The sequence below is a fragment of the Ancylobacter gelatini genome (assembly GCF_022601675.1).
In the GTDB taxonomy this organism is placed as follows: domain Bacteria; phylum Pseudomonadota; class Alphaproteobacteria; order Rhizobiales; family Xanthobacteraceae; genus Ancylobacter; species Ancylobacter gelatini.
Genome location: NZ_JAKVIL010000004.1, coordinates 190535 through 216592 on the forward strand (window position 1 = coordinate 190535; position 26058 = coordinate 216592).

Annotated in this window: 23 protein-coding genes; 9 read left to right on the plus strand and 14 right to left on the minus strand. The window is 67.7% G+C overall.

Annotation, left to right across the window (positions count from 1 at the left end; all coding sequences use genetic code 11):
* The first annotated feature begins 20 nt into the window (after positions 1 to 20).
* The 6 genes from trpD to MKI84_RS09265 all read left to right on the plus strand — a co-directional run bounded on the left by trpD (position 21) and on the right by MKI84_RS09265 (position 4903).
* Entirely contained in the window at positions 21 to 1046 is a 1026-nt protein-coding gene (gene trpD, locus MKI84_RS09240) for an anthranilate phosphoribosyltransferase (protein ID WP_241618808.1), read from the plus strand.
* Positions 1047 to 1056: 10 nt separating this feature from the next.
* The gene (gene trpC, locus MKI84_RS09245) at positions 1057 to 1872 is read left to right on the plus strand and encodes an indole-3-glycerol phosphate synthase TrpC (RefSeq protein WP_241618810.1); all 816 of its coding nucleotides are present in this window, start codon (positions 1057 to 1059) and stop codon (positions 1870 to 1872) included.
* 3 nt (positions 1873 to 1875) lie between these two features.
* Positions 1876 to 2382 carry a cyclic pyranopterin monophosphate synthase MoaC gene (gene moaC, locus MKI84_RS09250; RefSeq protein ID WP_241618812.1) on the plus strand — a complete coding sequence of 169 codons (507 nt, stop codon included), beginning with the start codon at positions 1876 to 1878 and terminating at the stop codon, positions 2380 to 2382.
* A gap of 5 nt (positions 2383 to 2387) precedes the next feature.
* Positions 2388 to 3617, plus strand: a complete 1230-nt coding sequence (locus MKI84_RS09255; protein WP_241618814.1) for a molybdopterin molybdotransferase MoeA — start codon at positions 2388 to 2390, stop codon at positions 3615 to 3617.
* Between the two features lie 86 nt (positions 3618 to 3703).
* Positions 3704 to 4102 (plus strand): oxalurate catabolism protein HpxZ, encoded by a 399-nt coding sequence (gene hpxZ / locus MKI84_RS09260; protein ID WP_241618816.1) that lies wholly within the window; start codon positions 3704 to 3706, stop codon positions 4100 to 4102.
* A gap of 72 nt (positions 4103 to 4174) precedes the next feature.
* Positions 4175 to 4903: a GntR family transcriptional regulator gene (locus MKI84_RS09265; RefSeq protein WP_241618818.1), complete on the plus strand. Its 729-nt coding sequence runs from the start codon at positions 4175 to 4177 to the stop codon at positions 4901 to 4903.
* Positions 4904 to 4947: 44 nt separating this feature from the next.
* On the opposite strand, the gene atzF is transcribed toward MKI84_RS09265, so the two are convergent.
* On the minus strand, positions 4948 to 6774 hold the full coding sequence (gene atzF / locus MKI84_RS09270; protein WP_241618822.1) for an allophanate hydrolase: 1827 nt from the start codon (positions 6772 to 6774) through the stop codon (positions 4948 to 4950).
* Between the two features lie 237 nt (positions 6775 to 7011).
* Between atzF and lexA the strand changes: the two genes are divergently transcribed.
* Positions 7012 to 7707, plus strand: coding sequence for a transcriptional repressor LexA (lexA, locus tag MKI84_RS09275; RefSeq protein WP_241618823.1), 696 nt, complete (start codon positions 7012 to 7014; stop codon positions 7705 to 7707).
* An 89-nt stretch (positions 7708 to 7796) separates the two neighbouring features.
* On the opposite strand, the gene MKI84_RS09280 is transcribed toward lexA, so the two are convergent.
* Positions 7797 to 10127, minus strand: coding sequence for a ComEC/Rec2 family competence protein (locus tag MKI84_RS09280; protein WP_241618825.1), 2331 nt, complete (start codon positions 10125 to 10127; stop codon positions 7797 to 7799).
* A gap of 145 nt (positions 10128 to 10272) precedes the next feature.
* On the opposite strand from MKI84_RS09280, the gene gltX reads away from it, so the two are divergent.
* Both gltX and gltA read left to right on the plus strand, forming a co-directional pair.
* Complete coding sequence (gene gltX, locus MKI84_RS09285; RefSeq protein ID WP_241618827.1) at positions 10273 to 11706, plus strand: glutamate--tRNA ligase; 1434 nt, start codon at positions 10273 to 10275, stop codon at positions 11704 to 11706.
* A gap of 276 nt (positions 11707 to 11982) precedes the next feature.
* On the plus strand, positions 11983 to 13293 hold the full coding sequence (gene gltA, locus MKI84_RS09290; RefSeq protein ID WP_241618829.1) for a citrate synthase: 1311 nt from the start codon (positions 11983 to 11985) through the stop codon (positions 13291 to 13293).
* 130 nt (positions 13294 to 13423) lie between these two features.
* Here gltA and lpxB read toward each other — a convergent pair whose 3' ends face one another.
* The 12 genes from lpxB to tsf all read right to left on the minus strand — a co-directional run bounded on the left by lpxB (position 13424) and on the right by tsf (position 25989).
* Positions 13424 to 14590 (minus strand): lipid-A-disaccharide synthase, encoded by a 1167-nt coding sequence (gene lpxB / locus MKI84_RS09295; protein ID WP_241618831.1) that lies wholly within the window; start codon positions 14588 to 14590, stop codon positions 13424 to 13426.
* Positions 14587 to 15495, minus strand: a complete 909-nt coding sequence (locus MKI84_RS09300) for an LpxI family protein (protein ID WP_241618833.1) — start codon at positions 15493 to 15495, stop codon at positions 14587 to 14589. Before MKI84_RS09300 ends, lpxB begins: the two co-directional genes overlap by 4 nt.
* On the minus strand, positions 15470 to 16300 hold the full coding sequence (gene lpxA, locus MKI84_RS09305) for an acyl-ACP--UDP-N-acetylglucosamine O-acyltransferase (RefSeq protein ID WP_241618835.1): 831 nt from the start codon (positions 16298 to 16300) through the stop codon (positions 15470 to 15472). Before lpxA ends, MKI84_RS09300 begins: the two co-directional genes overlap by 26 nt.
* Complete coding sequence (gene fabZ / locus MKI84_RS09310) at positions 16297 to 16770, minus strand: 3-hydroxyacyl-ACP dehydratase FabZ (protein ID WP_241618838.1); 474 nt, start codon at positions 16768 to 16770, stop codon at positions 16297 to 16299. The genes lpxA and fabZ overlap by 4 nt, the downstream gene beginning before the upstream one ends.
* The gene (gene lpxD, locus MKI84_RS09315; RefSeq protein WP_241618840.1) at positions 16767 to 17843 is read right to left on the minus strand and encodes a UDP-3-O-(3-hydroxymyristoyl)glucosamine N-acyltransferase; all 1077 of its coding nucleotides are present in this window, start codon (positions 17841 to 17843) and stop codon (positions 16767 to 16769) included. The genes fabZ and lpxD overlap by 4 nt, the downstream gene beginning before the upstream one ends.
* Before the next feature lie 88 nt (positions 17844 to 17931).
* The gene (gene bamA, locus MKI84_RS09320; protein WP_425353818.1) at positions 17932 to 20394 is read right to left on the minus strand and encodes an outer membrane protein assembly factor BamA; all 2463 of its coding nucleotides are present in this window, start codon (positions 20392 to 20394) and stop codon (positions 17932 to 17934) included.
* Between the two features lie 182 nt (positions 20395 to 20576).
* Positions 20577 to 21722, minus strand: coding sequence for an RIP metalloprotease RseP (gene rseP / locus MKI84_RS09325; protein WP_241618845.1), 1146 nt, complete (start codon positions 21720 to 21722; stop codon positions 20577 to 20579).
* A 122-nt stretch (positions 21723 to 21844) separates the two neighbouring features.
* The gene (locus tag MKI84_RS09330; protein WP_241618847.1) at positions 21845 to 22669 is read right to left on the minus strand and encodes a phosphatidate cytidylyltransferase; all 825 of its coding nucleotides are present in this window, start codon (positions 22667 to 22669) and stop codon (positions 21845 to 21847) included.
* 4 nt (positions 22670 to 22673) lie between these two features.
* On the minus strand, positions 22674 to 23435 hold the full coding sequence (locus tag MKI84_RS09335) for an isoprenyl transferase (protein WP_241619210.1): 762 nt from the start codon (positions 23433 to 23435) through the stop codon (positions 22674 to 22676).
* A 51-nt stretch (positions 23436 to 23486) separates the two neighbouring features.
* On the minus strand, positions 23487 to 24050 hold the full coding sequence (gene frr / locus MKI84_RS09340; RefSeq protein WP_241618850.1) for a ribosome recycling factor: 564 nt from the start codon (positions 24048 to 24050) through the stop codon (positions 23487 to 23489).
* A 163-nt stretch (positions 24051 to 24213) separates the two neighbouring features.
* Positions 24214 to 24948, minus strand: coding sequence for a UMP kinase (pyrH, locus tag MKI84_RS09345; protein ID WP_241618853.1), 735 nt, complete (start codon positions 24946 to 24948; stop codon positions 24214 to 24216).
* A 117-nt stretch (positions 24949 to 25065) separates the two neighbouring features.
* Positions 25066 to 25989, minus strand: coding sequence for a translation elongation factor Ts (gene tsf, locus MKI84_RS09350; protein ID WP_241618855.1), 924 nt, complete (start codon positions 25987 to 25989; stop codon positions 25066 to 25068).
* Between the last annotated feature and the right edge of the window lie 69 nt (positions 25990 to 26058).

Below are 26058 nucleotides of genomic sequence, written 5' to 3' on the forward strand. Positions count from 1 at the left end.
GACGAAAGATTTCAGGGCTCATGGAAAACCTCAAATCCATCATCGGCAAACTCGCCGCCGGCACCACGCTGACACGCGCCGAAGCGGCCTTCGCCTTCGACGTCATGATGTCGGGCGAGGCGACGCCCTCGCAGATCGGCGCCGTGCTGATGGGCCTGCGCGTGCGCGGCGAGGATGTCGAGGAGATCGCCGGCGCGGTCTCCACCATGCGCGCCAAGATGCTGCGCGTGGAAGCGCCGGAGAACGCGGTCGACGTGGTGGGCACCGGCGGCGACGCCTCCGGCTCCTACAACATCTCGACCTGCGCCTCCTTCATCGTGGCCGGCGCCGGGGTGCCGGTCGCCAAGCACGGCAACCGCGCGCTGTCCTCCAAGTCCGGCGCGGCCGACGTGCTGATGGCGCTGGGGGTGAAGATCGACCTCACCCCGGCACAGATTTCGCGCTGCATCAACGAGGCCGGCATCGGCTTCATGTTCGCTCCCGCGCATCATCCGGCGATGAAGCATGTCGGCCCGAGCCGGGTCGAGCTCGGCACCCGCACGATCTTCAACCTGCTCGGCCCGCTCTCCAACCCGGCCGGCGTGAAGCGGCAGATGGTCGGCGTGTTCGCCCGCCACTGGGTCGAGCCGCTGGCGGAGGTGCTGAAGACGCTGGGTTCGGTGCGTTCCTGGGTCGTGCATGGCTCCGACGGGCTCGACGAGATCACCGTCACCGGCCCGACCTATGTCGCCGAGTTGAAGGACGGCACGATCCGCTCCTTCGAGATCACGCCGGAACAGTTCGGCATCGCCCGCGCGGACGCCGCGGCCCTGCGCGGCGGCGATGGCGAGACCAATGCCGGCGCGCTGCGTGCGGTGCTGGCCGGCGAGAAGAGCGCTTATGCCGATGTCTCGCTGCTGAACGCGGCGGCCGCGCTGGTCGTTGCCGGCAAGGCGGAACATCTCGGCGAGGGGCTGGAGCTCGCCCGCGCGAGCCTGTCCAGCGGCCATGCCGAGGCCGCACTGAACCGGCTGGTCGCGGTCTCCGCGCTCGCCGCAGCGGAATAGGAGACGGCCGGTGGCGGATATTCTGGAAAAGATCGGCGCCTATAAGCGCGAGGAAATCGCCGCTGCCAAGCGCGCGGTAGCGCCCGCCGAGATCGCGGCCCGCGCCAGCGCCGCCCCGGCCCCGCGCGGATTTCTGAGCTCGATCCGCGCCAGGATCGCGGCAGGCGAGACCGCCCTGATCGCCGAGATCAAGAAGGCGAGCCCGTCCAAGGGGCTGATCCGTCCCGATTTCGCCCCGCCGGCGCTGGCCCGCGCCTATGAGGCCGGCGGGGCGGCGTGCCTCTCCGTGCTAACCGACCAGCCCTCCTTCCAAGGCGCGCCGGAGTTCCTCACGGCCGCCCGCGCCGTCTGTTCGCTGCCGGCGCTGCGCAAGGATTTTCTCTACGACACCTACCAGGTGATGGAAGCCCGCGCCTGGAGCGCGGACTGCATTCTCGTCATCATGGCTGCGGTCGATGACGCGCTGGCTCTCGATCTGATTGAGGCCGCCCATGGTCTCGGCATGGATGCGCTGGTCGAAGTTCATGATGAGCCTGAGCTGGAGCGCGCGCTCGCCCTGCCCGCCGCTCTCATCGGCATCAACAACCGCAACCTGCGGACCTTCGAGGTGTCGCTTGAGACCTCCGAGCGCCTCGCCCCGCGCATCCCGGCCGATCGTGTGATCGTCGGAGAGAGCGGCATCTTCACGCCCGACGACGTGGCGCGGCTCGCGCAATCGCGCATCGACACGATTCTGGTCGGTGAGAGCCTGATGCGGCAGGAGGACGTCGCGCAGGCGACCCGCGCCCTGCTCGCCCGCCCCGATCCGATCCGCGCGGCGGGCTGAGCCATGGGCGCGGATGCGGCCGACGGCTCCGGGAGCGCCCAGCTCTCGCATATCGACGCCAGCGGCGCGGCCAATATGGTCGACGTCACCGACAAGCCGGCGACCGACCGCACCGCCACCGCGCTCGGCAGCGTGGTGATGCTGCCGGAAACGCTCGACCTCATCCTCTCCGGCAATGCCAAGAAGGGCGACGTGATCGGCACGGCGCGCCTCGCCGGCATCATGGCCGCCAAACGCACCCACGAGCTGATTCCGCTCTGCCATCCGCTGCTGCTCTCCAAGGTCAGCGTGGAGATCGAGCCCGACACCGCCCTGCCCGGCCTGCGCCTTTCCGCAACGGTGCGCGTGAGTGGTCCGACCGGGGTGGAGATGGAAGCCCTGACCGCCGTCTCCGTGGCGTGCCTGACCATTTACGACATGGCCAAGGCGGTGGATCGCGGCATGCGGATCGAGGGCATCCGCGTGGTCGAGAAGGCCGGAGGGCGCTCGGGCCACTGGAAAGCGGAGTAGCGCCGATGGCCCCCACCCTGATGCCGGTGACCGAGGCGCTGGCGCGCCTGCTGGCCGCAGCCACGCCGCTCACCAGCGAAACGGTGCCGCTGATCGAGGCCCATGGTCGTGTCACCAGCGCCCCTGTGATCGCCCGCCGCACCAGCCCCGGCGCCGACGTCTCGGCGATGGACGGCTATGCGGTGCGCGCCGCCGATGTCGCGCGCGCTCCGGAGACGCTGGAACTGATCGGCGAATCCGCCGCCGGCCGCCCGTTCGCGGGCGAGGTCGCCCCGGGCACCACGGTGCGCATCTTCACCGGGGCGGTAATGCCGGTGGGTGCGGACGCGGTGGTGATCCAGGAGGACACCACCCGCGAGGCGACGCGCATCACCATGACCGAGGCGGCGACCGCCGGTCGCCACATCCGCCGCGCCGGCGGCGACTTCGCGACCGGCCAGATCATTGTTCCCGCCGGCCGGCGGCTCACCGCGCGCGACCTCGCGCTCATTGCCGCCGCCGATATCGCCGAAGTGGCGGTGCACCGGCGCCCCCGCGTGGCCCTGCTCTCCACCGGCGACGAGCTAGTGCGGCCCGGCACCGGCGCCGATGCCCATCAGGTCATTGTCTCCAATCTTTATGCCCTTATGGCCCTCATCCGCTCCAGCGGCGGCGAAGCGTCGGATCTCGGCATATTGCCCGATGACATGGCGGCGACCACAGCCGGCATGCGCGCGGCACTGGATGGCGGCTTCGACGTGCTGGTCACCACCGGCGGCGCCTCCGTGGGCGACCATGATCTGGTGGCTCCGGCCCTGACAGCGGAAGGCGTGACCCTCGCCGTGCACAAGATCGCGCTCCGGCCGGGCAAGCCACTGATGTTCGGCCGCTCCCGGCGCGAGCCGGCCACGCTGGTGCTCGGCCTTCCGGGCAATCCGGTCTCGGCCCATGTCTGCGCCCTGCTGTTCCTGAAGCCGCTCTTGCGGGCGCTGCAGGGCGAGGCGGTCACGCCGGAGGTGCCCGTGCAGGCGGCCGAGCTCGGGATCGACCTGAAGGCCAATGATCACCGCATGGATTTCATGCGCGCCGAAATTATCGGTCATGGCGCGGGCGGGCCGATCGTGCGCCCGCTTCCCGTGCAGGACAGCTCGATGCTGAGCGTGCTCGCCCGCGCCGACGCGCTGCTGGTGCGGGCGCCCAACGCCCCTGCCGCGAAGGCCGGCGAGCCCTGCGCGATCGTGCCGCTCGACGATTGAGGCTGGCCCACCACTTCGCGATTGACGTTGCGCCCCCGCCGCGCTGTGCTGACATCACCGCACAGCATCAGGGAGCCGGGCACGCGATGGAGATCAACATTCCCGAGATTCGCGCGGAGGTCGAAGCTGCCTTCGCCGCTTATGAACGGGCGCTCGTTTCCAACGATGTCGACGGCCTCGACGCCCTGTTCTGGGACAGTCAGATCACCATCCGCTACGGCAGCGGCGAGAATCTGTACGGAATCGAGGCGATTCGGGCCTTCCGTGCCGCCCGGTCCGCCTTCGGGCTGGAGCGCTCTCTGGAGCGCACTGTGATCACAACGTATGGCCGCGACATGGCCACGGCCTCTACCCTGTTTCGGCGGGAGAACGCGCCGGGCCGAATCGGCCGGCAGATGCAGACCTGGATGCGTACCGCCGACGGCTGGAAGGTGGTCGCCGCCCATGTCAGCATCATCGACGAGCCGCAGCCCGCCCCGCGCTGAGGTACCGCCGCCAACGCGCGCGGGCGCGTAATAGTTGCGGCGCCTCGCCGCTCCGCTGGATAGATTGCCCCGATGCCCGCCTCCTCCGCCCGCCCCCGATCCGCCGCCCCCGCTGGGCGCTCCCCGGAACCTCGCGAGGAGCCGGCGCGCCCCCGGCTTCCCCGCCCCACGCGCGCCGAGGAACTGCGCCTTCAGATCGCCGAGGACATCACGCGCGGCCTGCTGCCGCCGGGCACAACGCTGGACGAGACCGCACTCGCCGCGCGGTTCGGCGTCTCCCGCACCCCGGTACGCGAGGCGATCCGCGAACTCGCCGCCTCCGGGCTGGTGCAGACCCGGCCGCATCGGGGCGCCGTGGTGGCGCGTCCCAGCGTGGCCCGGCTCGAACATATGTTCGCGGTGATGGCGGAGCTGGAAGCGCTCTGCGCCGGCCTGTGCGCGCTCCACATGACGCCGGCCGAGCGCAATGAGGTGGCGGCGCTGCACGCCGGCATGGGCGAGCTGGTCCGTCACGGCGACTTCGCCCGCTACCGGGAGGCCAATGAGACCTTCCACACCACGATCTATGCCGGCAGCCATAATGACTATCTGGTGGAACTCACGCTCGGCACGCGGCGCCGGCTCTCGCCCTTCCGCCGTGCCCAGTTCCTTGCGCTCGGCCGGCTTTCGCTGTCGCACGCCGAGCATGAGCGCGTGGTGACCGCGATCCAGCGCGGCGACCGGGATTCGGCTTCAAGCGCGATGCGAAGCCACATCTCGATTGTTCATAACGCGTATGAACAATATTCTCAAACTATTTGATATTACACGATATATTTTACTTTTAAACGGACAGGCGAACGTCCTCATCCTCGCGCAAAGCTGGCGGCATTGCGCTTGGCCACCTCGTCCGCGAGGAAGGCCTTCCAGCCGCCGAAAGCGGTGATATCCCGGGCGGAGCCGGCAGCGACGGCCTCCAGCACGAAGCCCTTAACCTGGCCGCCATCTTCCAGCTCGACCGTTCCCAGCCCGAGCGGCGCGGGAATCGCCGCGACGAAACGGCCATAGGCCGCCGCCGGCAGCGCCCAGATCTCGCAATCGATCGGCGCGCCGCTGCCCGGCCGGCCGCGCAGCAGCCCCGGCCGCCGCACGCGGCCCTCCGGCAGCAGATAGAGCTGGTAGTCCGCGCTGGTCCGCGCCGACCGCAGCAGCACGCCGCCCGCCGCGAGCAGATCGACATTCAGCGGCAGGCCCGACAGGTGAGCGCCGAACAGCGCGATCTCCAGGAAGCCCGGCGCGGCCCGGGCGGGAACGTCCGGGGTCGAGGGCAGGCCGCGCCCGGTCGCGCCCATGGTGAGCCCGCTCGCGGCATGAAAGCGCGAGCCGAGCGCCGCCAGATGGGCATCGCGCCCGGCCGGCGCGAGCAGCGTGATGCCGAACGGGGCGCCGTCGTCGCGGATTTCCGACGGCACGGCGAGGCCGCACATGTCGAGCAGATTCACGAAATTGGTGTAGACGCCGAGATGGCTGTTGAGCCGGATCGGGTCCGCGCGCATCTGCGCCACCGTGTAGACCGTGGGCATGGTCGGCACCATGAGCGCGTCGAAACCCGCCAGCACCTTGTCGGCGATCGCCTTCAGCTCAGCGAGGCGGTAGCGGCCGCGAAAGGCGTCAACCGCGGAGAATCCCCGCCCCTGCTCGACGATGGCCCGCACGGACGGATCAAAGGAATTCGGCCGCGATTCGAGAAAGGAACCGACAGCGGCGAAACGCTCGGCCACCCACGGGCCCTCATAGAGCAGCCGCGCGGTTTCGTAGAACGGCTCCATCTCGATCTCGACGAGGCTCGCGCCGAGTTCGCTCATCCGCGCAATGGCGCGCTCGAAAGCGGCCTCCGACACGCGATCGCCGAAACTCACGCGGTCCCGCACGCGGGGCACGGCAAGGCGCGGACGCACCGGAAAGGCGCCCCGCGCGCCCAGCGGCAGGGGGCGCGAGAACGGATCGTTCTCGTCCGGCCCGGCCATGGCGGCGAGCACGGCGAGGGCATCCTCCACATTGAGCGCGAACACCGACACGCAATCGAGCGAGCGGCAGGCCGGCACCACGCCATTGGTGGAGACCACGCCGAGACTAGGCTTCAGGCCGACAATATTGTTCAGCCCCGCGGGCACGCGCCCGGAGCCGGCCGTGTCCGTGCCCAGGGCGAACGGCAGCAGCCCGGCCGCCACCGCCACCGCCGAGCCGGAGGACGAGCCACCCGGCACCAGATCGGCCCGCATCGCGTTCACCGGCGTGCCATAGGGCGAGCGCGTGCCGTTCAGCCCGGTGGCGAACTGGTCAAGGTTGGTCTTACCGATGACGATGGCCCCGGCGCGTCGCAGCCGGGCGACGGCGCCGGAATCATGCGTGGCGTCATAGCCGAAATCCGGGCAGGCGCAGGTCGTGGGCAGGCCGGCGACGTCGATATTGTCCTTCACCGCGAAGGGCACGCCATAGAGCGGCAGCGTCGCGGGATCGATGCCTTCCAGCGCCTTCAGCGCGGCGGCAATGGCCTGTGGCGAGCTGATGGCGGTAAAGATGGCCGGATCGCCATGTGCCTCGATTCGCGCCAGGCAGTCCGCCACGGTCTGGGACGGGTGGAATGTTCCGGCGCGATGCCCCGCGACGATTTCCTCGACAGTTGCGAACAACGGCGCCCCCGACACGACACTTCCCGGACTGCATACCACTTGAGCACGGCGAGAGCCATTGCATACATTAGGCGCCCCTGCCTCGTTTCTCGGCAGAACCGGCGGGGCAGCCGGACCGACATTGGCGATTTGTTTACCCATTGTAGAACACAAAAAGAACGGATATGGTTTGTTCGTGATTTGTTTCGCTGATTTGGTTCACCCCGGCGCCGCCCTCCCGCAAGAGACGAATGCCCTATGCTCACCCGCAAACAGCATGAGCTGCTTCACTTCATCAATGAACGCCTGAAGGAGACCGGCGTCCCGCCCTCCTTTGAGGAGATGAAGGAAGCACTGGATCTCCGGTCGAAGTCCGGCATCCATCGTCTGATCACGGCGCTGGAAGAGCGCGGCTTCATCCGCCGCCTTCCCAATCGTGCCCGGGCGCTTGAAGTCATCCGCCTTCCCGAAGCGACGCAGGCGCCCCGCGCCGCGGCGCGCCAGTTCGCCCCGAGCGTCATCGAAGGCAGCCTCGGCCGCGTGCCCCCGCAGAACGAAGAAGATGGCGGCCGTCCGATCCCGATCCCGGTGATGGGCCGCATCGCCGCCGGCACGCCTATCTCGGCGATTCAATCGCGGGACCACACCATTTCCATGCCGCCGGAAATGCTCTCCGCCGGCGAGCATTTCGCGCTCGAAGTGCGCGGCGATTCGATGATCGAGGCTGGCATTCTGGATGGCGACCTCGCTCTGATCCGCAAGAGCGACAGCGCCAATACTGGCGACATCGTGGTCGCGCTGATCGATGACGAGGAAGCCACGCTGAAGCGCCTGCGCCGCAAGGGCGCCTCCATCGCGCTGGAAGCCGCGAACCCGGCCTATGAGACCCGCATCTTCGGCCCCGACCGCGTGCGCATCCAGGGCCGGCTGGTCGGGCTGTTCCGCCGCTACTGAGGCCGGCGGTTCGGGAGCGTCCGACATTTCGGGCGCCGGTTCCGCCTCTGTCCGTCATGTGAGGGGCGGATCGTCCAGCGCTATTTTCTCTAGGGCCTCGCCGCGTCTTCGGAGGTGGTCTCGGGCGACGGAATGGGCGCCCCGGTTGCCGTTCCTTCCACTCCGGGCGGGGCGACGCGTTCGCTCTGGCCGAAGCCGGGATGCCAGAGCCGTCTCGGCTGCCGGGGCCGTGCTGCCTCGACACGCCAGCCTCCGTCAGGCCGGGCAAACAGGGCCAGCCCGCCATTCTGCCGACGCGGATCGATGCGCAGCACCTGCGCCGCGCATCCCTCGGGCGGCGGGACCTTCGTTACCAGCAGCGCCGCGAGGCGGCAGTCATCGGCGAGTGAATCCGGGCCGCGGGACAGAGCCACGCGCTGGCCATTCGACGTCGCCAATGTGCACCCCTCGGCATCGCAGCGCGGCGCGGCGGCATCGGGCGAGGGGCCGGCCGCGCCGCGCTCGCCCTCCATGCCGCGCCATTGCTCGACGGCGAAACGACGCTCCAGCCCGGCATCGCGGTCGCCCATCACCTGGAGCCGGCCATCGGCGCCACGCACCGCGACCGTTCGCGCCTGCGGGTCGACCAGAACATCGGGCAGCGGCGCACGCCAGCCGAACCAGAGCGCGCCGATGAGCATGGCGGGCGCCAGCACGATCAGCCAGCTGCGCGCGAGACACAGCGCGATCACCATCCCGCTCAGCAGGACCATGCTCGCCGCCGGCATGGCGCGGATGCCGCTATCGGCACCCGGTAGCGCCGCAACGGCCTGCGATACCGCCACCATGGCGTCGATGCCCCAGCCCATCGCCCACCACGCCGCGCCGTCCCAGCCGAACGGCATGAGCAGACAACCGACGAGTCCGGCCGGCATGATGATGAACGACACCAGCGGCATGGCGGCGAGATTTGCGACAAGGCTCAGGGGCGCCAGCCGGTGAAAATGGAAAGCGGCATAGGGCGCGGTGGCAAGCCCCGCCGCGAGCGAGGTCAGCAGCAGCGCCGCGACATAGCGCACCGGCATGCCCATGAGGCTGCCGCCTATCCCGCGACCGCCCGCCGCCCTCCCCGCCGGTGCGGAAAGCCGGTGGCCGAAGCGCTCATAGGCCGCCACCAGCGCCAGAGTCGCGGCAAACGACATCTGCGCGCCGGGGTCGAGGATCGCCCACGGCGTCATCACCAGCACCGCCAGCGCCGCCAGCGCCAGCGTGCGCAGGGTCAGCGCCGGGCGCGCGGCGATGACGCCGGCCAGCACCAGCAGCGTCATTACATAGGAACGCTGCGTCGGCACCTCGGCGCCCGACAGCAAGAGATAATAGGTCGCGGCCAGCGCCGCCGGCACCGCTGCCCAGGCCCTGATCGGGTAGCGCAGCGCCAGCGGCGGAAACAGCGCGAGCAGCGCCCGCACCAGGAAGAACACCGTGGTCGCCACCAGTGCCATGTGCAGGCCGGAGATCGACAGCACATGCGACAGGCCGGACACGCGCATGCTCTCCTCGATCGGCTCGGGCACCGCGTCGCGCAGGCCCGTAACGAGAGCCACGGCGATGCCGCCGGACGCGCCGGGCAGGCTGGCACTGATGCGCGCCGCCATCTCGTTTCGTCGCGCATCCAGCCAGGCGCCAAGGCGCAGCGACAGCGGCACCGGGCCGGGCGCGGCGCTGTCCTGCGCCTTGCCCAGCGCAAAGCCGGTGGCGCCGATCCCGTCGAACCAGGCGGCGCGGCCGAAATCGAAACCGCCGGGCCAGGTCGCGCCGGGCGGCGGAGACAGCGTGGCTCGCAGCGTTACATGACTGCCGATCGGCGGGGCGACACGCGCGGCCAGCGTCACGCGCACGCGCTGCGGCACCGCACTCAGCCGGCGTTCGATGCCGGTGACGAGGAGCGTGATGCGGCTGCCGCGCATGCGCCGCTCGCGTGCCTCGACGAAGCCCGAGACCTTGACCGCGGTCAGCGTTTCACCAAGCACCGGATGGGCGATGCGCTGGACCTGAAAGCTCGCCACGGCAAAGCCGCAGGAGACCGCCGCCGCCAGCGCGAACAGGTGGAACGCCCCGGGCCGCGCCCGGGCCAGCCAGGCCAGCGCGGTGAACAGCACGGCCGGCACCAGCGCGACATAGGCCATCGGCTCGTGCTCGGCCCCGAAATAGAGCGCCACGCCGATGCCGAAGCCGATGACGGCGTAGAGAAAGCCGCGCCTGTCCTCGACCTCGCGCGCCAGCGTCGTCGCCAGCACCGCCGGAAGCCGCCCGGCGAGCCCTTCCGGCAGAAAGGGCAGGCCGGCGGCGGGACCGCGCGCGACCTCGCCCGCCGCCCGGGCGCCGATGCGCGCCGGAGCGATGCTCCCCTGCTCCGGACGATACCCGCCCCCGGCTCCCACGCCCCACTCCGGCGCTTGCAGACACCTGATGCAGCCGGCGGCCGATCCTGTGCCTTTTCCCCTGTCACGGACCTATGGTACACGCACCGTCCGCGCCCGCTATGCTTTGGCCCGCCTGATTTCCGCGGCGCGAGACGGAATTGATATGTCCGAAAAGGTCGTTACCCGCTTCGCCCCCTCGCCCACCGGCTTTTTGCACATCGGCGGCGCCCGTACCGCGCTGTTCAACTGGCTCTATGCCCGCGCCAAGGGCGGCACCATGCTGCTGCGCATCGAGGACACCGACCGCCAGCGCTCGACGCCCGAAGCCATCGAAGCCATCATCGACGGGCTGAAATGGCTCGGCATCGATTGGTCCGGCGACGTGGTCTACCAATTCGCCCGCGCCGCGCGGCACCGCGAGGCCGTGGAGCAGATGATCGCCGCCGGCCGCGCCTATCCCTGCTACGCCACGGCGCAGGAGTTGGAAGAGATGCGCGAACTGGCCCGCAAGGAGGGCCGCGCCCCGCGCTATGACGGGCGTTGGCGCGACCGCAACCCCTCCGAAGCGCCGGCCGGCGCCAAGCCCGCCATCCGCCTCAAGGCCCCGACCGAAGGCGAGACCGTGATCGACGATCTCGTCCAGGGCCGCGTCGTGTTCCAGAACAAGGAACTCGACGACCTCGTGCTGCTGCGCTCGGATGGCACGCCGACCTACATGCTCTCGGTGGTGGTCGACGACCACGACATGGGCGTCACCCACATCATCCGCGGCGACGACCACCTCACCAATGCCGCGCGCCAGACGCAAATCTACCATGCGCTGGGCTGGGGGGTGCCGAAGATGGCCCATATCCCGCTGATCCACGGCGCGGATGGCGCCAAGCTGTCCAAGCGCCATGGCGCGCTCGGCGTCGATGCCTATCGCGCCATGGGCTATCTTCCCGCGGCGCTGCGCAATTATCTGGTGCGGCTCGGCTGGAGCCACGGCGACCAGGAGATCTTCTCGACCGAGGAAATGAGCACGCTGTTCGACCTCGATCGAGTGGGCCGCTCGGCCGCGCGCTTCGATTTCGCCAAGCTGGAGAACGTCAACGGCCACTATATGCGCGCCACCCCGGACGCCGAACTGGTGGCCGCGATCGATGCGCTCATTCCCCACCTGCCCAACGGCGCCGAGTTGGCGGATGCCCTGACTCCGGAACGCCACGCGCAGCTCCTCGCCGCCATGCCCGGCCTCAAGGAGCGAGCCAAGACGCTGGTCGAGCTGATCGACAGCGCCTCCTATATCTGGCGCGCCCGGCCGCTGGCGATGGAAGACAAGGCACGCGCCCTGCTCACCCCGGACGCGCGCGCGCTGCTGGCGGCGGCGGGCACGGAACTGGCGAAGGTTTCCGACTGGTCGGCCGCCAGCACCGAGGCCGCCGTGCGCGCCGCTGCGGAAGCCGCTGGCGTCAAGCTCGGCGCCATCGCCCAGCCGCTGCGCGCGGCGATGACCGGGCGCACCACCTCGCCGGGGATCTTCGACGTTCTGGCGGTTCTGGGCAAGGAAGAGGCGATGGCGCGCCTCGCCGACCAGGCGGCCTCGACTATTGGATGATCCCGCTCCAGCATGGATATGATGCAACTGCGAAATACCGAAAGCCAAGGCGAGTGAAGCATCTGGCAACCCTCAGATACCTCATTCGCTGCGCTTGCGAGCAGCAGGCGAAACCGCTACCACTTGGGAAATCGGGCCAGAGGAGGGCACCCCGCCTTCCGGCGACGCATGCCAATAACGCGCGGCGCGGCACCCTTCAGAACAGGCATGCAGGGTCACGCACCGTAACGTCCCAACCCACCGACATATCGGTCCATTTGCTTCAGGGAGATCCGCATGGACGCCAGTAACGGCAATTCGGCGAAATCCGCCACTCTGACCATTGGCGAGCAGAGTTGGGATCTCCCGATCCTGAAGGGAAGCATCGGCCCGGACGTGGTCGACATCGGCAAGCTCTACGGCCAGACCGGGATGTTCACCTACGACCCCGGCTTTACCTCGACCGCGAGCTGCGAAAGCTCGATCACCTATATCGACGGCGACGAAGGCATCCTGCTCTATCGCGGCTACCCGATCGAACAGCTCGCCGAAAGCGGCGACTTCCTCGAGACCTGCTACCTTCTGCTTTACGGGGAGTTGCCCACGGCGGCGCAGAAGGCCGATTTCGATTACCGCGTCACGCGCCACACCATGGTGCATGAACAGATGAGCCGGTTCTTCCACGGCTTCCGTCGCGACGCGCACCCCATGGCCGTTCTGGTCGCTTCGGTCGGCGCGCTCTCGGCCTTCTATCACGACAGCACCGACATCGCCGATCCGCAGCAGCGCATGATCGCCTCGATCCGCATGATTGCTAAGATGCCGACGCTGGCGGCCATGGCCTACAAGTACACCGTCGGCCAGCCGTTCGTTTATCCCAAGAACGACCTCGACTATTCGTCGAACTTCCTGCGCATGTGCTTCTCGGTGCCCTGCGAGGAGTACAAGGTCAACCCGATCCTCTCGCGCGCCATCGACCGCATCTTCATCCTGCACGCCGATCACGAGCAGAATGCCTCGACCTCGACCGTGCGCCTCGCCGGCTCCTCCGGCGCCAACCCCTTCGCCTGTATCGCCGCCGGCATCGCCTGCCTGTGGGGACCCGCGCATGGCGGCGCCAACGAGGCGGCGCTCAAGATGCTCGGCGAAATCGGCTCGGTGGACCGCATCCCCGAATATATCAAGCGCGCCAAGGACAAGAACGATCCGTTCCGCCTGATGGGCTTCGGCCATCGCGTGTACAAGAACTACGATCCGCGCGCCAAGATCATGCAGAAGACCTGCCATGAGGTGCTCGGCGAACTCGGCATCAAGGACGATCCGCTGCTCGACATCGCGGTCGAACTGGAGCGCATCGCGCTGCAGGACGAGTATTTCGTCGAGCGCAAGCTCTACCCGAATATCGACTTCTATTCGGGCATCACGCTGCGCGCGCTCGGCTTCCCGACCTCCATGTTCACCGTGCTGTTCGCCCTCGCCCGCACCGTGGGCTGGATCGGCCAGTGGAAGGAAATGATCGAGGATCCGGGCCAGCGCATCGGTCGTCCGCGCCAGCTCTATACCGGCGCGACCTCGCGCGACTACATCCCGATCGCCCGCCGCAAGTGAGCGATAAGTAGCGGCGGCGCGGGACTCTTGGGCCCAGCCGCCCCTCGACCAACAAAAACCCCACCTTCCGGTCAGTGGAAGGCGGGGTTTTTTGTGTCGACGACGGTGCCCCGATCGGATGACGGCAAGGTCAGCGGGCCGCGAGCGTCTCCAGCACAGCGCGCGCAGCGTGGCGGCTCGGGCTCTCGCCGTCCTGCCCCATGATCGCGTCGAGCCGCGCAAAGGCGGCAAGCTGCGCCTCCCGTTCCGCCCCGCCCTCAATCAGGCGGCGCAACTGCGCAGCCATGGCCGGCGGATCGATATGCCACTGCAAATATTCCGGCATGGCGTTCTCGCCGAGGATCAAATTCGGCAGGATCGCGGTCTTGACCCGGATGATGTAGGGGGCGATCCGCCCCTCCAGCCACGGCACGCGATAGGCCGCGACGGTGGGAATGCCGGCCAGCGCCATTTCCAGCGTCACCGTGCCCGAGGCGGCCAGAGCGGCGCGGGCCTTGCGGAACCAGCCGCGCTTTTCGTCCTCATCCACCACGAGGCGCGGCTTCACCCGCCACCCGGCCACCATGTCTTCGACCTGCGCGAGACGACGCGGCAGGGTCGGCAGCACGAGTTCCACCTCCGGACCGTTCGCCTTGAGGTCCGCCAGCACCTCGCCAAACGCCGTGCCGAGACGGCTGAGTTCGGCGCGCCGGCTCCCCGGCAGCACCAGCACGACAGGCGGGGCGGCCTCGCGGCGCAATGCGTCCGCGGCGTCGGGGCGCAGTTGGTCGAGTTCCCCCAGCAGCGGATGGCCGACATAGGTGGTCGGCGGGCCGCCGAGCCGTTGCATTTCCTCGGGCTCGAACGGCAGCAACGCCAGTACGCGGTCGAAATCCGGCGCCATGGCCTTCGCCCGGCCCGGCCGCCACACCCAGACTGTGGGCGCGACATATTTCACGATGGGCAGTTCAGGCCGCCGGGCGCGGACACGGCGCGCCACGCGATGCGTGAAATCCGGCGCGTCGACCATCACCAGAACGTCCGGCGGCGCCGCGAGGATCGCCTCCACGGTCCGGCTCATGCGATTGAGAATTCGCGGCAGGCCGCCAATCACCTGTGCGAAGCCCATGGCGGTGATATCCTCCATGGGGAACAGGCTGGCGAGGCCCTGCGCCTGCATCCGCGCGCCGCCGACGCCGCGAAACCGCACGCCGCCGGGCGAGAGCGCGGCGAGTTCCGCCATCAGCCCCGCCGCCAGCGTATCGCCGGATTCCTCGCCGGCGACGAGGAAGACGTCGAGCGGCCGCAACTCGCTCACGTCGCGGCCTCCGACGCCGCGTCGGCCGCAAAGGCATAGATGAACAGGCCGGCGGTATCGGCCGCACGCAACAGCGCTTCGACATCGGTGACGATCACCCCGCCGGCCTCAACCGCGATGCCGGCCAGCCCGGCGCGGGCGGCGCCCTCCACCGTGCGGGGACCGAGCGAGGGCATGTCGATGCGCCTGTCCTGCCCGGCCTTGGGGCGCTTCACCAGCACGCCGCAGGGCGTCGGCATCTTTATGCGGCCATTGGCGCGCAGCTCGGCGACGCGCGCGAGCATGAGATCGGTGCCCTCCGCCGCCTCCAGCGCCACGACATGACGGTTCATCACCACCACACCCTGCCCGATATCGAGCGGTCCGGTGACGCCAAGCACGCTGCGGCCGGTGGCGATATCGTCAAGCGCCTCCTGCGAGGGCACGCGCGCGCCAAGCTGGCCGGCAGGGATCAGCATCTCCGGCGCCACCTCGTGGGCACCGAGCAGCCGGAAGCCGGCCTCCTCGAACAGCCGGGCGATGCTGGTCAGCAGGTGATCGTCACCGCCGCGCAGCATGGAGAACACACGCGGGAACATCCGGATCGTGGTCCAGTCCAGCCGGATGTCGCGGATGCGCGGGCGCAACACATTGCCGATCATCACCACGTCGCGGCAGCCATGGCGGCGCAGTTCGGCGGTCAGCGTGCCGAAGCGGCCGATCGGAACCCAGACATGGGGCCAGCGCTCGACTTCGGGGTCGGCAAAGCCGCGCAACGGAAAGAGGACGACCTGCCGCCCGCTTCGCCGCGCCGCGGCCGCAACCGCCAGCGGGAAGGAGCCGCCGCCGCAGATGATGGCGAGCGGCTCTCCGCCGGGCTCGCCCGCGCCCGGCCCGAGATCAGGCCGCCGCGGGCTCGGCGGCATGGTCGTCGGCATCGGCGGGAACGGTGAGGCGGCGCTTGCCGGCACTGCGCACGAACGCGACGATCGTCATGACATGGGCATTGTCGCCATAGGTCTCGGCCACACGCTCGGTTCGCTCCGACAGCGTGCCGGCGCCGTAGAACAGCTCGCGATACGCGGCCTGGAGCTGGCGACGCTGCACCAGCGTCATGCCACGACGCTTAAGCCCGGTATAGTTCAGCGAGCGCAGCCCCGGATGGCCCTCCATCATCAGGCCGAAGGGGATAATGTCGAAATGCACGCCGCACATGCCGCCGACCATCGCACCTTCACCGATGCGCGTGAACTGGTGGACCGCCGCCAGCCCGCCGATGAACACATTGTCGCCGACCGTGACATGGCCGCCCAGCGTGGCACCATTGGCGAACACCACCCCGTTGCCGACCACGCAGTCATGGGCGACGTGGGTGCTGACCATGAACATGCAATTATCGCCGACAACCGTCTCCATCGCACCGCCGGCGGTACCGGGATTCATGGTGACCTGCTCGCGGATGATGCAGTTGCGACCGATGATCAACCGGCTCGGCTCGCCCTTGTAGTGGTAGGATTGCGGGGGAAACCCGAGAGAGGCGAACGGATAGATGACCCCGCCCTCACCGATTGTGGTGTGGCCGGCCAGAGCGACATGGGAGATGAGCTTCACCCCCGCACCGAGCTCGACATTCGCGCCGACCGTGCAGAACGGGCCGATCTCGACACCCTCACCCAGCCTGGCGCCATCCTCGACGCGCGCCGTGGGGTCGATCTTCACCTTGTCGGTCATTTTGCTCCTTCGCGCGAAATCATCGCGCCGACTTCCGCCTCGGCGACGAGTTGCCCGTCCACCTTGGCCTCGCCCCGGAACCACCACATGTTCCGGCGCTTGCTCATCTGCGTCATGTGGTATTCGAGCACATCGCCCGGCAGCACCGGCTTGCGGAACTTCGCCTTGTCGATGGTCATGAAATAGACCCGCGTGGGCGCCGCCGCGCCGGGCTGACCCAGCAGGCAGATCGTGCCGGCGGTCTGGGCCATGCCTTCGAGGATCAGTACGCCCGGCATGACCGGGTTTTCCGGGAAATGGCCCTGAAAATGCGGCTCGTTGGCCGACACGTTCTTGATGCCGATGGCGCGCTTGTCACCCTCGATGCCGACGATCTTGTCGATCATGAGAAACGGATAGCGATGCGGCAGCGCCGCGAGAATTTTCTGGATATCGGCGCTCCCCAGCGCGCCTTCGGTCGGAGCGTTCATTTCCCCGTTTGTCCTTCCTGTACGCTTTTCGGTCCGCCCGGCGCCTCCCCGCGCCCGAGCCGCTGGACCGCCATCACTTCTCGAAACCACTCACGCATCGGCTTTGCCGGCGAGCCGCCCCATTCCACGCCGGCCGGCACGTCGTCCTTGACATTGCTGGTCGCCGCGATGCGCGAGCCGTCGCCGATCCGCACATGGCCGATCACGCCAACCTGGCCGCCGAGCACCACATAGTCGCCCAGCGTCGCGCTGCCGGCGATGCCGGTCTGCGAGACGATGATGCAGTGGCGCCCGATCACCACGTTGTGGGCGATCTGTACCAGATTGTCGATCTTGGTGCCCTCGCCGATCACGGTGTCGCGAAGCCCGCCGCGATCAATCGCGGTGCCGGCGCCGATTTCGACGTCGTCCTGGATCACGACACGGCCGATCTGCGGAATCTTGGCGTGGCTGGCACCTCCCAGATAGCCGAAGCCATCCTGCCCGATGCGCGCACCGGGATGCACGATCACGCGGTCGCCGAGCAGCGCATGGAGCAAGGAGGCGCCCGGCCCGATCGAGCAGCCGCGCCCGATGCGCACGCCAGGCCCGATCACGGCGCCGGCGGCGATGCTTGTGCCCTCGCCGATCTCCGCGCCGGGGCCGATGACCGCGCCCGGATCGATGGTCACGTCGCCTTCAAGTCGCGCCTGCGGGTGGACCACGGCGCCGGCGGCGACGCCGTGCTGTGCGAAGACCGGGCCCGGACGCAGCATGTCGGCATGGAGCCGCCGCGCGATCGCGACGAAGGCGGCATGCGGCTTGTCGACCACGACCGCAGCGGTACCGGCCGGGACATGGGAGGCGTACCGGGCAATGACGAGACAGACACCGGCACGGGTCGCGGCCAGTGCGGGCACGTTGCGCGCGCCGTCCATATAGGTGAGGTCGGTCGGCCCCGCGCCTTCGAGCGAGGCGACGCCGGTCACGCGAAGCGCCGGATCGGCGCCCTCGCCCACCGTGCCGCCGACAAGCGCGCCGATGTCGTCAAGCGACAGCGGAACCGGGACGGCATGGAAGACCGGATCGCTCATGCTGAAGCACACCGCCCCTTGTCGATCAAACGAACCGGCGGCCCGGAGAACCCGGACCGCCGATCAACTCTCAAGCCGGATCAGAATATCAGAAGCGGGTACCGCCGCTGAAGCGGAAAGCCTGCGTCTCGTCGTAGTCTTCCTTGGTCAGCGCCCAGGCATAGTCGAAGCGCAGCGGGCCGAAGGGCGACTTCCAGATCAGGCTCACGCCGACCGAGGACCGGATCATGTCGCTATCGGCGACGCAGACATTGTTCAGGCCCTGCGTGCTGGAGCCGGCAATCGCCGAACAGTCGGTCAGGTTGTTTTCCCAGCCGGCAATGTTGGTGAAGGTGGTGTCACCCTGATAGTCCCAGAGCGAGCCTGCATCGGCGAACACAGCGGCCTTCAGCCCGAGTTCCTTGGGCAGGAAGGACAGCGGGAACTGCAGCTCGGCCGTGGTGCCCCAGTAGAGCGTGCCACCCAGCGCGTCCGGTTCCTCATCATAGCCGCCCGACGCAAGGTCGCGCGGGCCGATGCCGTTGGGCTCGAAGCCGCGAACGAGGTCCGGACCCTTGAAGAAGTTATCGAGGATACGCAGGTTCTCGCCACCCCACGAGGTGATGTTACCGGCCTGGCCGCGCAGCATCAGGACGAAGTCACCATAGACGGGGATGTACCAGCGGGAGTCGAAGGTCGACCGCAGATAGTTCACATCGCCGCCGAGGCCGGCAAAGTCCTGCTTGAGCTCAAGCAGGTAACCGCTTGTCGGCTCAAGATTATTGTCCAGCATGTTGTAGGACAGCGTGTAGCCGATCGCCGAGGTGATGGCCGGGTCGTTGTTGACCTCGCGCAGCGCCCACGAAACGTCATTGTAGTAACCGAACGAGAGGCACTCCGCGGCCGAGTAGTAGCTCGGGCATTCGTTGATCGAAATTTCCTTGCGCGACAAGGTATAGCGCAGACCCAGCGTCAGCTCGTCGGTGAGCGGCAGGCCGAGGCGCAAGGTGCCGGCGGCGGTTGACGTATCGTAGGGGCTGTAATCGGTCTCGGTGGTTTCCTTCCAGGACAGATCGAAGCCGGCCGCAACGCGGTAGTCGAGGAAATAGGGCTCGGTGAAGCTGAACTCGGCGCCCTGCACGTTCTCGCCCAGCGAACCGGCAAGGCGCACATACTGGCCACGGCCAAGGAAGTTCTTCTCCGAAACCGCGACTTCGCCGATGAAGCCGTCCGTCGTGGAATAGCCGCCCGAGATCGAGAACTCGCCGGTCGGCTGGTCTTCGACCTGCACGACGAGGATCACGCGGTCCGGCGCGGTGCCGGGCTCGTTGGTGATCTTCACATCCTTGAAGTAGCCGAGATTGCGCAGACGGCGTTCGGCGCGGTCGATCAGCACGCGATTATAGGCGTCGCCTTCGGCAAGATCGAACTCGCGGCGAATGACCCAGTCGCGAGTACGGGTGTTGCCGCGGATTTCGATACGCTCGATATAGACGCGAGGACCTTCTTCCACCGCGAACACCAGCGAAATGGTGCGGTTCTCGACGTTGCGATCGCCGCGCGGCCGCACCTGAGCGAAAGCGTAACCGGCCTTCGAGACTTCGATGGTCGCGTTCTCAACCGACTTCTCGACCAGATCGGCGTTGTAGACCTGGCCCTTCTGCACACGCAGCGCGGAGCGGATGGTGGCGGGCTGCACGTCCTTGATGCCGGAAACGACATCGACATCGCCCACGCGGTACTGCGGACCCTCATCCAGCACATAGGTCAGGATGAACCCTTCCTTGGCGCGATCGAGGTCGGCAGTCACGGAGACGATGCGGAAATCGGCATAGCCGTTCTTCAGGTAGAAGCGGCGCAGCAGTTCCTGATCGTTGTTGATGCGGTCGACGTCATAGACGTCGGTGTTCTTGAGCCACGAGAGCCAATTGGTCTCGGTCGTGGTCATCTCGTCCTTGAGCTTGTAGTCCGGGAACGCCTTGTTGCCCACGAACGCGATGCCAGCAATGCCGAGCTTCTCACCCTCGGTAATCTCGAAAACGAGATCAACGCGACCCTGCCCGCGATCAATGGTCTTGGGCTCGACGCGCACGTCATAGCGCCCCGAGCGGCGATACAGCTCGATGATGCGCTGGGTATCGGCCTGCACCGTGGTCTTGGAGAATGGCGCGCGGGACTTGGACTGCACCTCGCTGGCGAGCTGCTCGTCCTTGATCTTCTTGTTGCCCTCGAAGGCGACGCGGTTGACGACCTCGTTCTCGGCCACGCGCACGATCAGACGGCCACCGCTGTGGCTGATGGTGACATCGGAGAAAAGACCGGTCGCATAGAGCGACTTCAGCGCCTCGTCGATCTTGGCAGCGGTCAGCGGCTGACCCGGCTGCGTCGCGAAGTAGGAGCGGATGGTCTCGGCGTCAACGCGGCGATTGCCTTCGACGACGATGGAACTGGCAGTCTGCGCAACGGCGCTGACAGGCACGACGACGGATCCGGCGACCCCAGCCACAGCCATCAGTGCCACTACACCGACCACCGAAGCCATTTTACTCAAAAACCGGACACTAACAGTCATTTGGTGCGCAACCTTACCGTTGTTCTGGGCACAGACTCATCCACTCGCGCGGACAGGCATAGCCCTTCACCCTGCGTCCCGCTTTGTACAGGCTTTTGGTATGCCTGCAAACCAAAGCGGCCCCCGACCCACGCCTTTTCCGCACGGCGTGGCTCCGAGGCCACGCCCTGCGGAAAACAGGGTCAAGATTTTGATATATTGAGTATATCGTTCCACGTAGCAAACAGCATAAGCATCAGAACCAGTGCCAGACCGATGCGGAATCCGACCTCCTGAGCCCGGTCGCTGAGCGGGCGACCGCGCAGCGCCTCGATGGCGTAGAAGAGTAGATGCCCACCATCGAGCAAGGGTACCGGAAACAGGTTAAGAAGTCCGATCGAGACCGAAAGCACCGCGGCGAGCTGCAGTAGCGCGCCGAATCCGAAGGTCGCCACCTGGCCGGAAACCTGCGCAATGCGGATCGGGCCCCCAAGCTGGTCCGCCGATTCCCGCCCTGTCACCACCCCGCCGAGATAGCTGAAGGTTCGGTCGACGATGAACCACACTTCGCTGGTCGCCGCCGACACCGCCGCGACCGGACCGAGACGCTCGGTCTTGACCTGGCCGTTGCCGGTCGAACGCGAAATGCCCAGCACGCCGAGCCGATGCACATTGCCGAAGCTGTCGGTGATCTCGCGCCGGTCCGGCGTCGCCTCGATGACGACAGCGCGCCCGTCGCGCTCCACCTCGACGTCCAGCTTCACGTCGGCGCTCGCACTGACGATACGCTGCATGTCGCCGAACGACTCGATCTTGGTGCCGTCGATCGAGAGAATCACGTCGCCCGGCAGAAAGCCCGCGCGCTCGGCGGCACTGCCGGCCTGCACGGCATCGACCTGCGGGGTGGTCACCTGCCTGCCGACCGTCATGAACAGGCCGGCGAAAATGACGATGGCGAGGATGAAATTGGCAATCGGCCCGGCGGCGACGATCGCCGCCCGCGCCCCGACCGGCTTATGGAAGAAGCTGTCGCGCTTGTCCTCTTCGGTCATCCCCTTCAGCGAATCGCGGTCGGGCGTGCTGGCCGCATTCTCGTCGCCGAGGAACTTCACATAGCCGCCGAGCGGGATCGCCGAAAGCTTCCAGCGCGTGCCGTGGCGGTCGTTGAAGCCGACGATCTCCGGCCCGAATCCCACCGAGAACGCCACCACGCGGACGCCGGCACGGCGGGCGACCCAGAAATGGCCGAGCTCATGGAAGAACACGACGATGGTCAGCACGAAGAGAAACGGCACGACATAGCCGAGCAGCCAGCTCGCATTGCCACCCATCGAGGCGAGAAAATCCATGTGTCAGCACAGTCCCAAATGAGCACGCCGGACGACGCGCCCCTCACTCATGCGTGAGGTTTAAGGCCAAGTTGGGCAAAAGTCCGCCCGAATCCGAAATCTCCCGCGCCGGATCGCCGCATTCACCAGATGAGCAGCCCCCGTGCCGGCGCATCAGGCGCGTGCAGCAGGCCGATCGCCAGCGCCAAGGCGGCGCCGACGATGAAGCCGTCGAGCCGGTCCATCAGCCCGCCATGTCCGGGAATGAGGTGGCTGGAGTCCTTTACGCCGAAGCGCCGCTTCATCGACGATTCGAACAGATCGCCGCCCTGGCTCGCCACGCTGACCACGAACGCGACCGGTGCGGCGGAGAGGAACGATTCGATTCCCGCGGCGCGCAGCACCAGCACACCGGCCAGCGTCGCCAGAATCGCCCCACCCAGTGCCCCGGACCAGGTTTTATTGGGGCTGACACGCGGCCACAGCTTCGGCCCGCCGATCAGCCTTCCGCAGAAATAGGCCGCGATGTCGGTGGTCCACACCACGGCGAGCAGCCAGCCGAGGCTGATCAGCCCGAGCGTATCGTCGGCGCGCAGCAACTGTGCGGGAAACATCACGCCGGCCGCGTAAACCATGCCGCCCAGCGCCCAGAGCCGCGCCGGCCCGCCGCCGCGCGCCACCAGCGCCAGCGCCGCCGCGCCGATCAGCGCGATGGCGGCAGCAAGCGGGAGAGTGCCGCCGGAATAAAGGCTCGCCAGCGCCGCCAGCAGTGCGCCGCCGCCGAGGGCGAGCAGCACGCGACCCGGCCGTGCCGCGGTCATCGCAAGCCATTCCCACAGCACGAGCACCGCGGCGATGGCAAGCATCACGGCGAAGGGCCAGCCGCCGATAAAGGCTGCGAACAGCACCACCGGCGCCAGCAGCATCGCCGAGGCGACGCGCGGCAGAAGATCGGGACCGATTGCCAAGCTCTCAGCGCCTGCGACTATCGACGCCGCCGAAGCGCCGCTCGCGCCGGCCATATTCGGTCAGCGCGCTCTCCAGCCATGAGCGATCGAAATCGGGCCACAGCACGGGCATGAACACCAGTTCGGCATAGGCTGCCTGCCACAGCAGGAAGTTCGACAGGCGCTGCTCGCCGCTGGTGCGGATTACCAGATCGAGCGCAGGCAGGTCCGCCGTGTCGAGCCGTGCCTCCAGCATGTCGGTCGTGATGTCGGCCGGAGAGAGCCGGCCCTCGGCGACTTCGCGCGCGAGCTGCTGCGCGGCGCGGGCAATCTCGTTGCGCGCGCCGTAATTGAACGCGACCGAGAGCACGAGCCCGGTATTGTCGCGGGTCAGCGTCTCGGCCTCGCGGAACAGCGCCTGCACCTCGTCATCGGTCGGGTGGCCCTCGCCGATGATGCGCACGCGCACATTGTCGGCGTGAAGCTTCTTCAGATCAGACCGCACGAAACGCTTCAACAGGCCCATCAATTCGCCGATCTCGGCGGCCGGACGCGACCAGTTCTCGCTGGAGAAGCTGTAAAGCGTCAGCGCCTCGATGCCGAGTTCCGCGGCCGCGCGCACTGTCCGGCGCACCGCCTCGACGCCGCGCCGGTGCCCCTCGAAGCGCGGCAGGCCGTGTGCGGTCGCCCAGCGGCCGTTGCCATCCATGATGATAGCGACGTGACGCGGGACGGCTCCGCCAGCCGTGCCCGGCGTCTCCGCCCGGGTCGAGGTGCTTTCAGGCAGCTCGATATTCGCGATCTTCACGGAGAGCCCCCTCTGCGCGCCCAGCGCTGGCTATACTGCCAGAATTTCCTTTTCCTTGGACGCCACGATCTGGTCGACTTCGCCGATCGATTGATCCGTCGCCTTCTGGACCTGATCGGCGAGGCGATCGAGATCGTCCTTGCTGACGTCGCCATCCTTCTCCGCCTTCTTCAGCGAATCCAGACCGTCGCGCCGGACATGGCGCACGGAGACGCGCGCAGCCTCGGCATATTTATGCGCAACCTTGACCAGTTCCTGACGCCGGTCCTGGGTGAGCTCAGGAATGCGCACGCGCAGCACCTGGCCTTCGGTCTGCGGGTTGAGCCCGAGATTGGACTCGCGGATCGCCTTCTCGACCGCCGAAACCATGCCACGGTCCCACACCTGCACCGAGAGCAGACGCGGCTCAGGCACGTTCACCGATGCCACCTGGCTCAGCGGCATGTGGCTGCCATAGGCATCGACCTGGATCGGCTCCAGCAGGCTCGCCGAAGCGCGCCCGGTGCGCAAGCCGCTCAGTTCCTGCTTGAGGACGCCGATGGCCCCCTGCATGCGACGCTTCAGATCGGCAAGATCGATGGGACCAGTGCTCATAGCGGACCTCGTTTCATTCCCCTGAACGCAGCGCCGGAAGCAGACGCTTCCCGCAACGGCGCTCCAGGCTCCGTCATTCAAACGCGGCTATATCGAATGGATCGGCCGCCGAGGCAAGCAGGACGCAATGACTTAATCAAATACAGGCAAAGAACGACAGGTATCAGGGGGCGACAGTGGTCGACCGCCCCTCCCCACAGATGGCGGCGGCGATGGCACCGGGCTCGCGGATGGAGAACACCACGATCGGCAGCTTCGCCTCGCGGGCCAGCGCGAAAGCGGCGGCATCCATCACCTTGAGATCCTTGGCGAGCGCATCGTCATGGGTCAGGCGATCGTAGCGCGTGGCGGACGGATTCGTCTTCGGGTCGGCCGTGTACACGCCGTCCACATTCGTCGCCTTCAGCACCGCGTTGCATTCCAGCTCCGCCGCGCGCAGCACGGCGCCGGTATCGGTGGTGAAGTACGGATTGCCGGTGCCGCCGGCCAGAAGCACGATGCGCCCGCGCGAAAGATGGCGGGCCGCGGTCTGGCGGGCATAGGGCTCGCAGATGGTGGGCATGGGAATCGCCGACAGCGTGCGTGCCGGACTGCCGGCATGCTCGATCGCCTTTTCCAGCGCGAGCGCGTTCATGACCGTGGCCAGCATGCCCATATGGTCAGCCGTGGCGCGGTCGAGCCCCTGCCCCGCCACGCTGGCGCCGCGCAGGATATTGCCGCCCCCCACCACGACGGCGACTTCCGCGCCGGTGCGCCGGGCCTCGACCAGATCGGCGGCGATGCCCTCGATGGTCGGCCAGTGGAGGCCGAACGCCTCGCTGCCCATGAGCGCCTCACCGGAAACTTTGACCAGCACGCGCGCATAGGCGCAGGTGCCGGGCTCAGGCAGCGTCGACATGAGGAACCTCAAATGACATCAAAAAATACGTTCGCGACTCGTCAACCGTCGACACAATAAAGCACGCCGGCAGCTTCGCAGCCCCCGGCGTGCTCTTATCAACGCATTGCTTCAGGCTCAGACGCCCGCAGCCGCGGCGACTTCGGCGGCGAAGTCGCTTTCCTGCTTCTCGACGCCCTCACCGAGGCCGAAGCGCACGAAGCCGGCGATCTTGATCGGCGCGCCGACCTTGCCTTCGCTCTCCTTGACCGCCTGCGCGACGGTCTTGGAGGGATCGTGGATGAAGGCCTGCTCGACCAGCGTCACTTCCTTGAAGAAGGTCTTCAGGCCGCTCTCGACGATCTTCTCGACCACATTGGCCGGCTTGCCGGAGGCCGCGGCCTTCTCGGCCAGCACGCCGCGCTCGCGGGCGATGACGTCGGCGTCGACGCCGGCGGCATCCAGCGCCTGCGGGTTGGCGGCGGCGACATGCATCGCGATCTGGCGGCCGAGGGCGGCCAGTTCATCAGCCTTGCCGGTCGATTCCAGCGCGACGAGCACGCCGATCTTGCCGAGGCCCTCGCCCACCGAACCGTGGACATAAGCGCCGATGGCGCCGGCCGAGACTTCCAGCTTGGCGGCGCGGCGCAGGTTCATGTTCTCGCCGATGGTGGCCACCGCCGAGGAGATGGCGTCGGCAACGGTGGCGCCGCCCGGATAGGCCGCGGCCTTGACAGCCTCGACATCGCCGTCGGTCGACAGGGAAACCTGCGCGACGCTGCGCACCAGATCCTGGAACTGCTCATTGCGCGCCACGAAGTCGGTCTCGGAGTTCACCTCGACGAGCACGCCCTTGGTGCCGGCAACGGCGATACCGATCAGGCCTTCGGCCGCAACGCGACCGGCCTTCTTGGCGGCCTTGGCGAGACCCTTCTTGCGCAGCCAGTCGATGGCGGCCTCGACGTCGCCGTCGACCTCGCCGAGCGCGGCCTTGCAGTCCATCATGCCGGCGCCGGTCTTGTCGCGCAGCTCCTTCACCAGGGCAGCGGTGATGTTGGCCATGTTCTTTTCCTCACACGATTTCAACTGTCATCGACGCGTCACCGAACGACCCGTCATTCGACGACACGG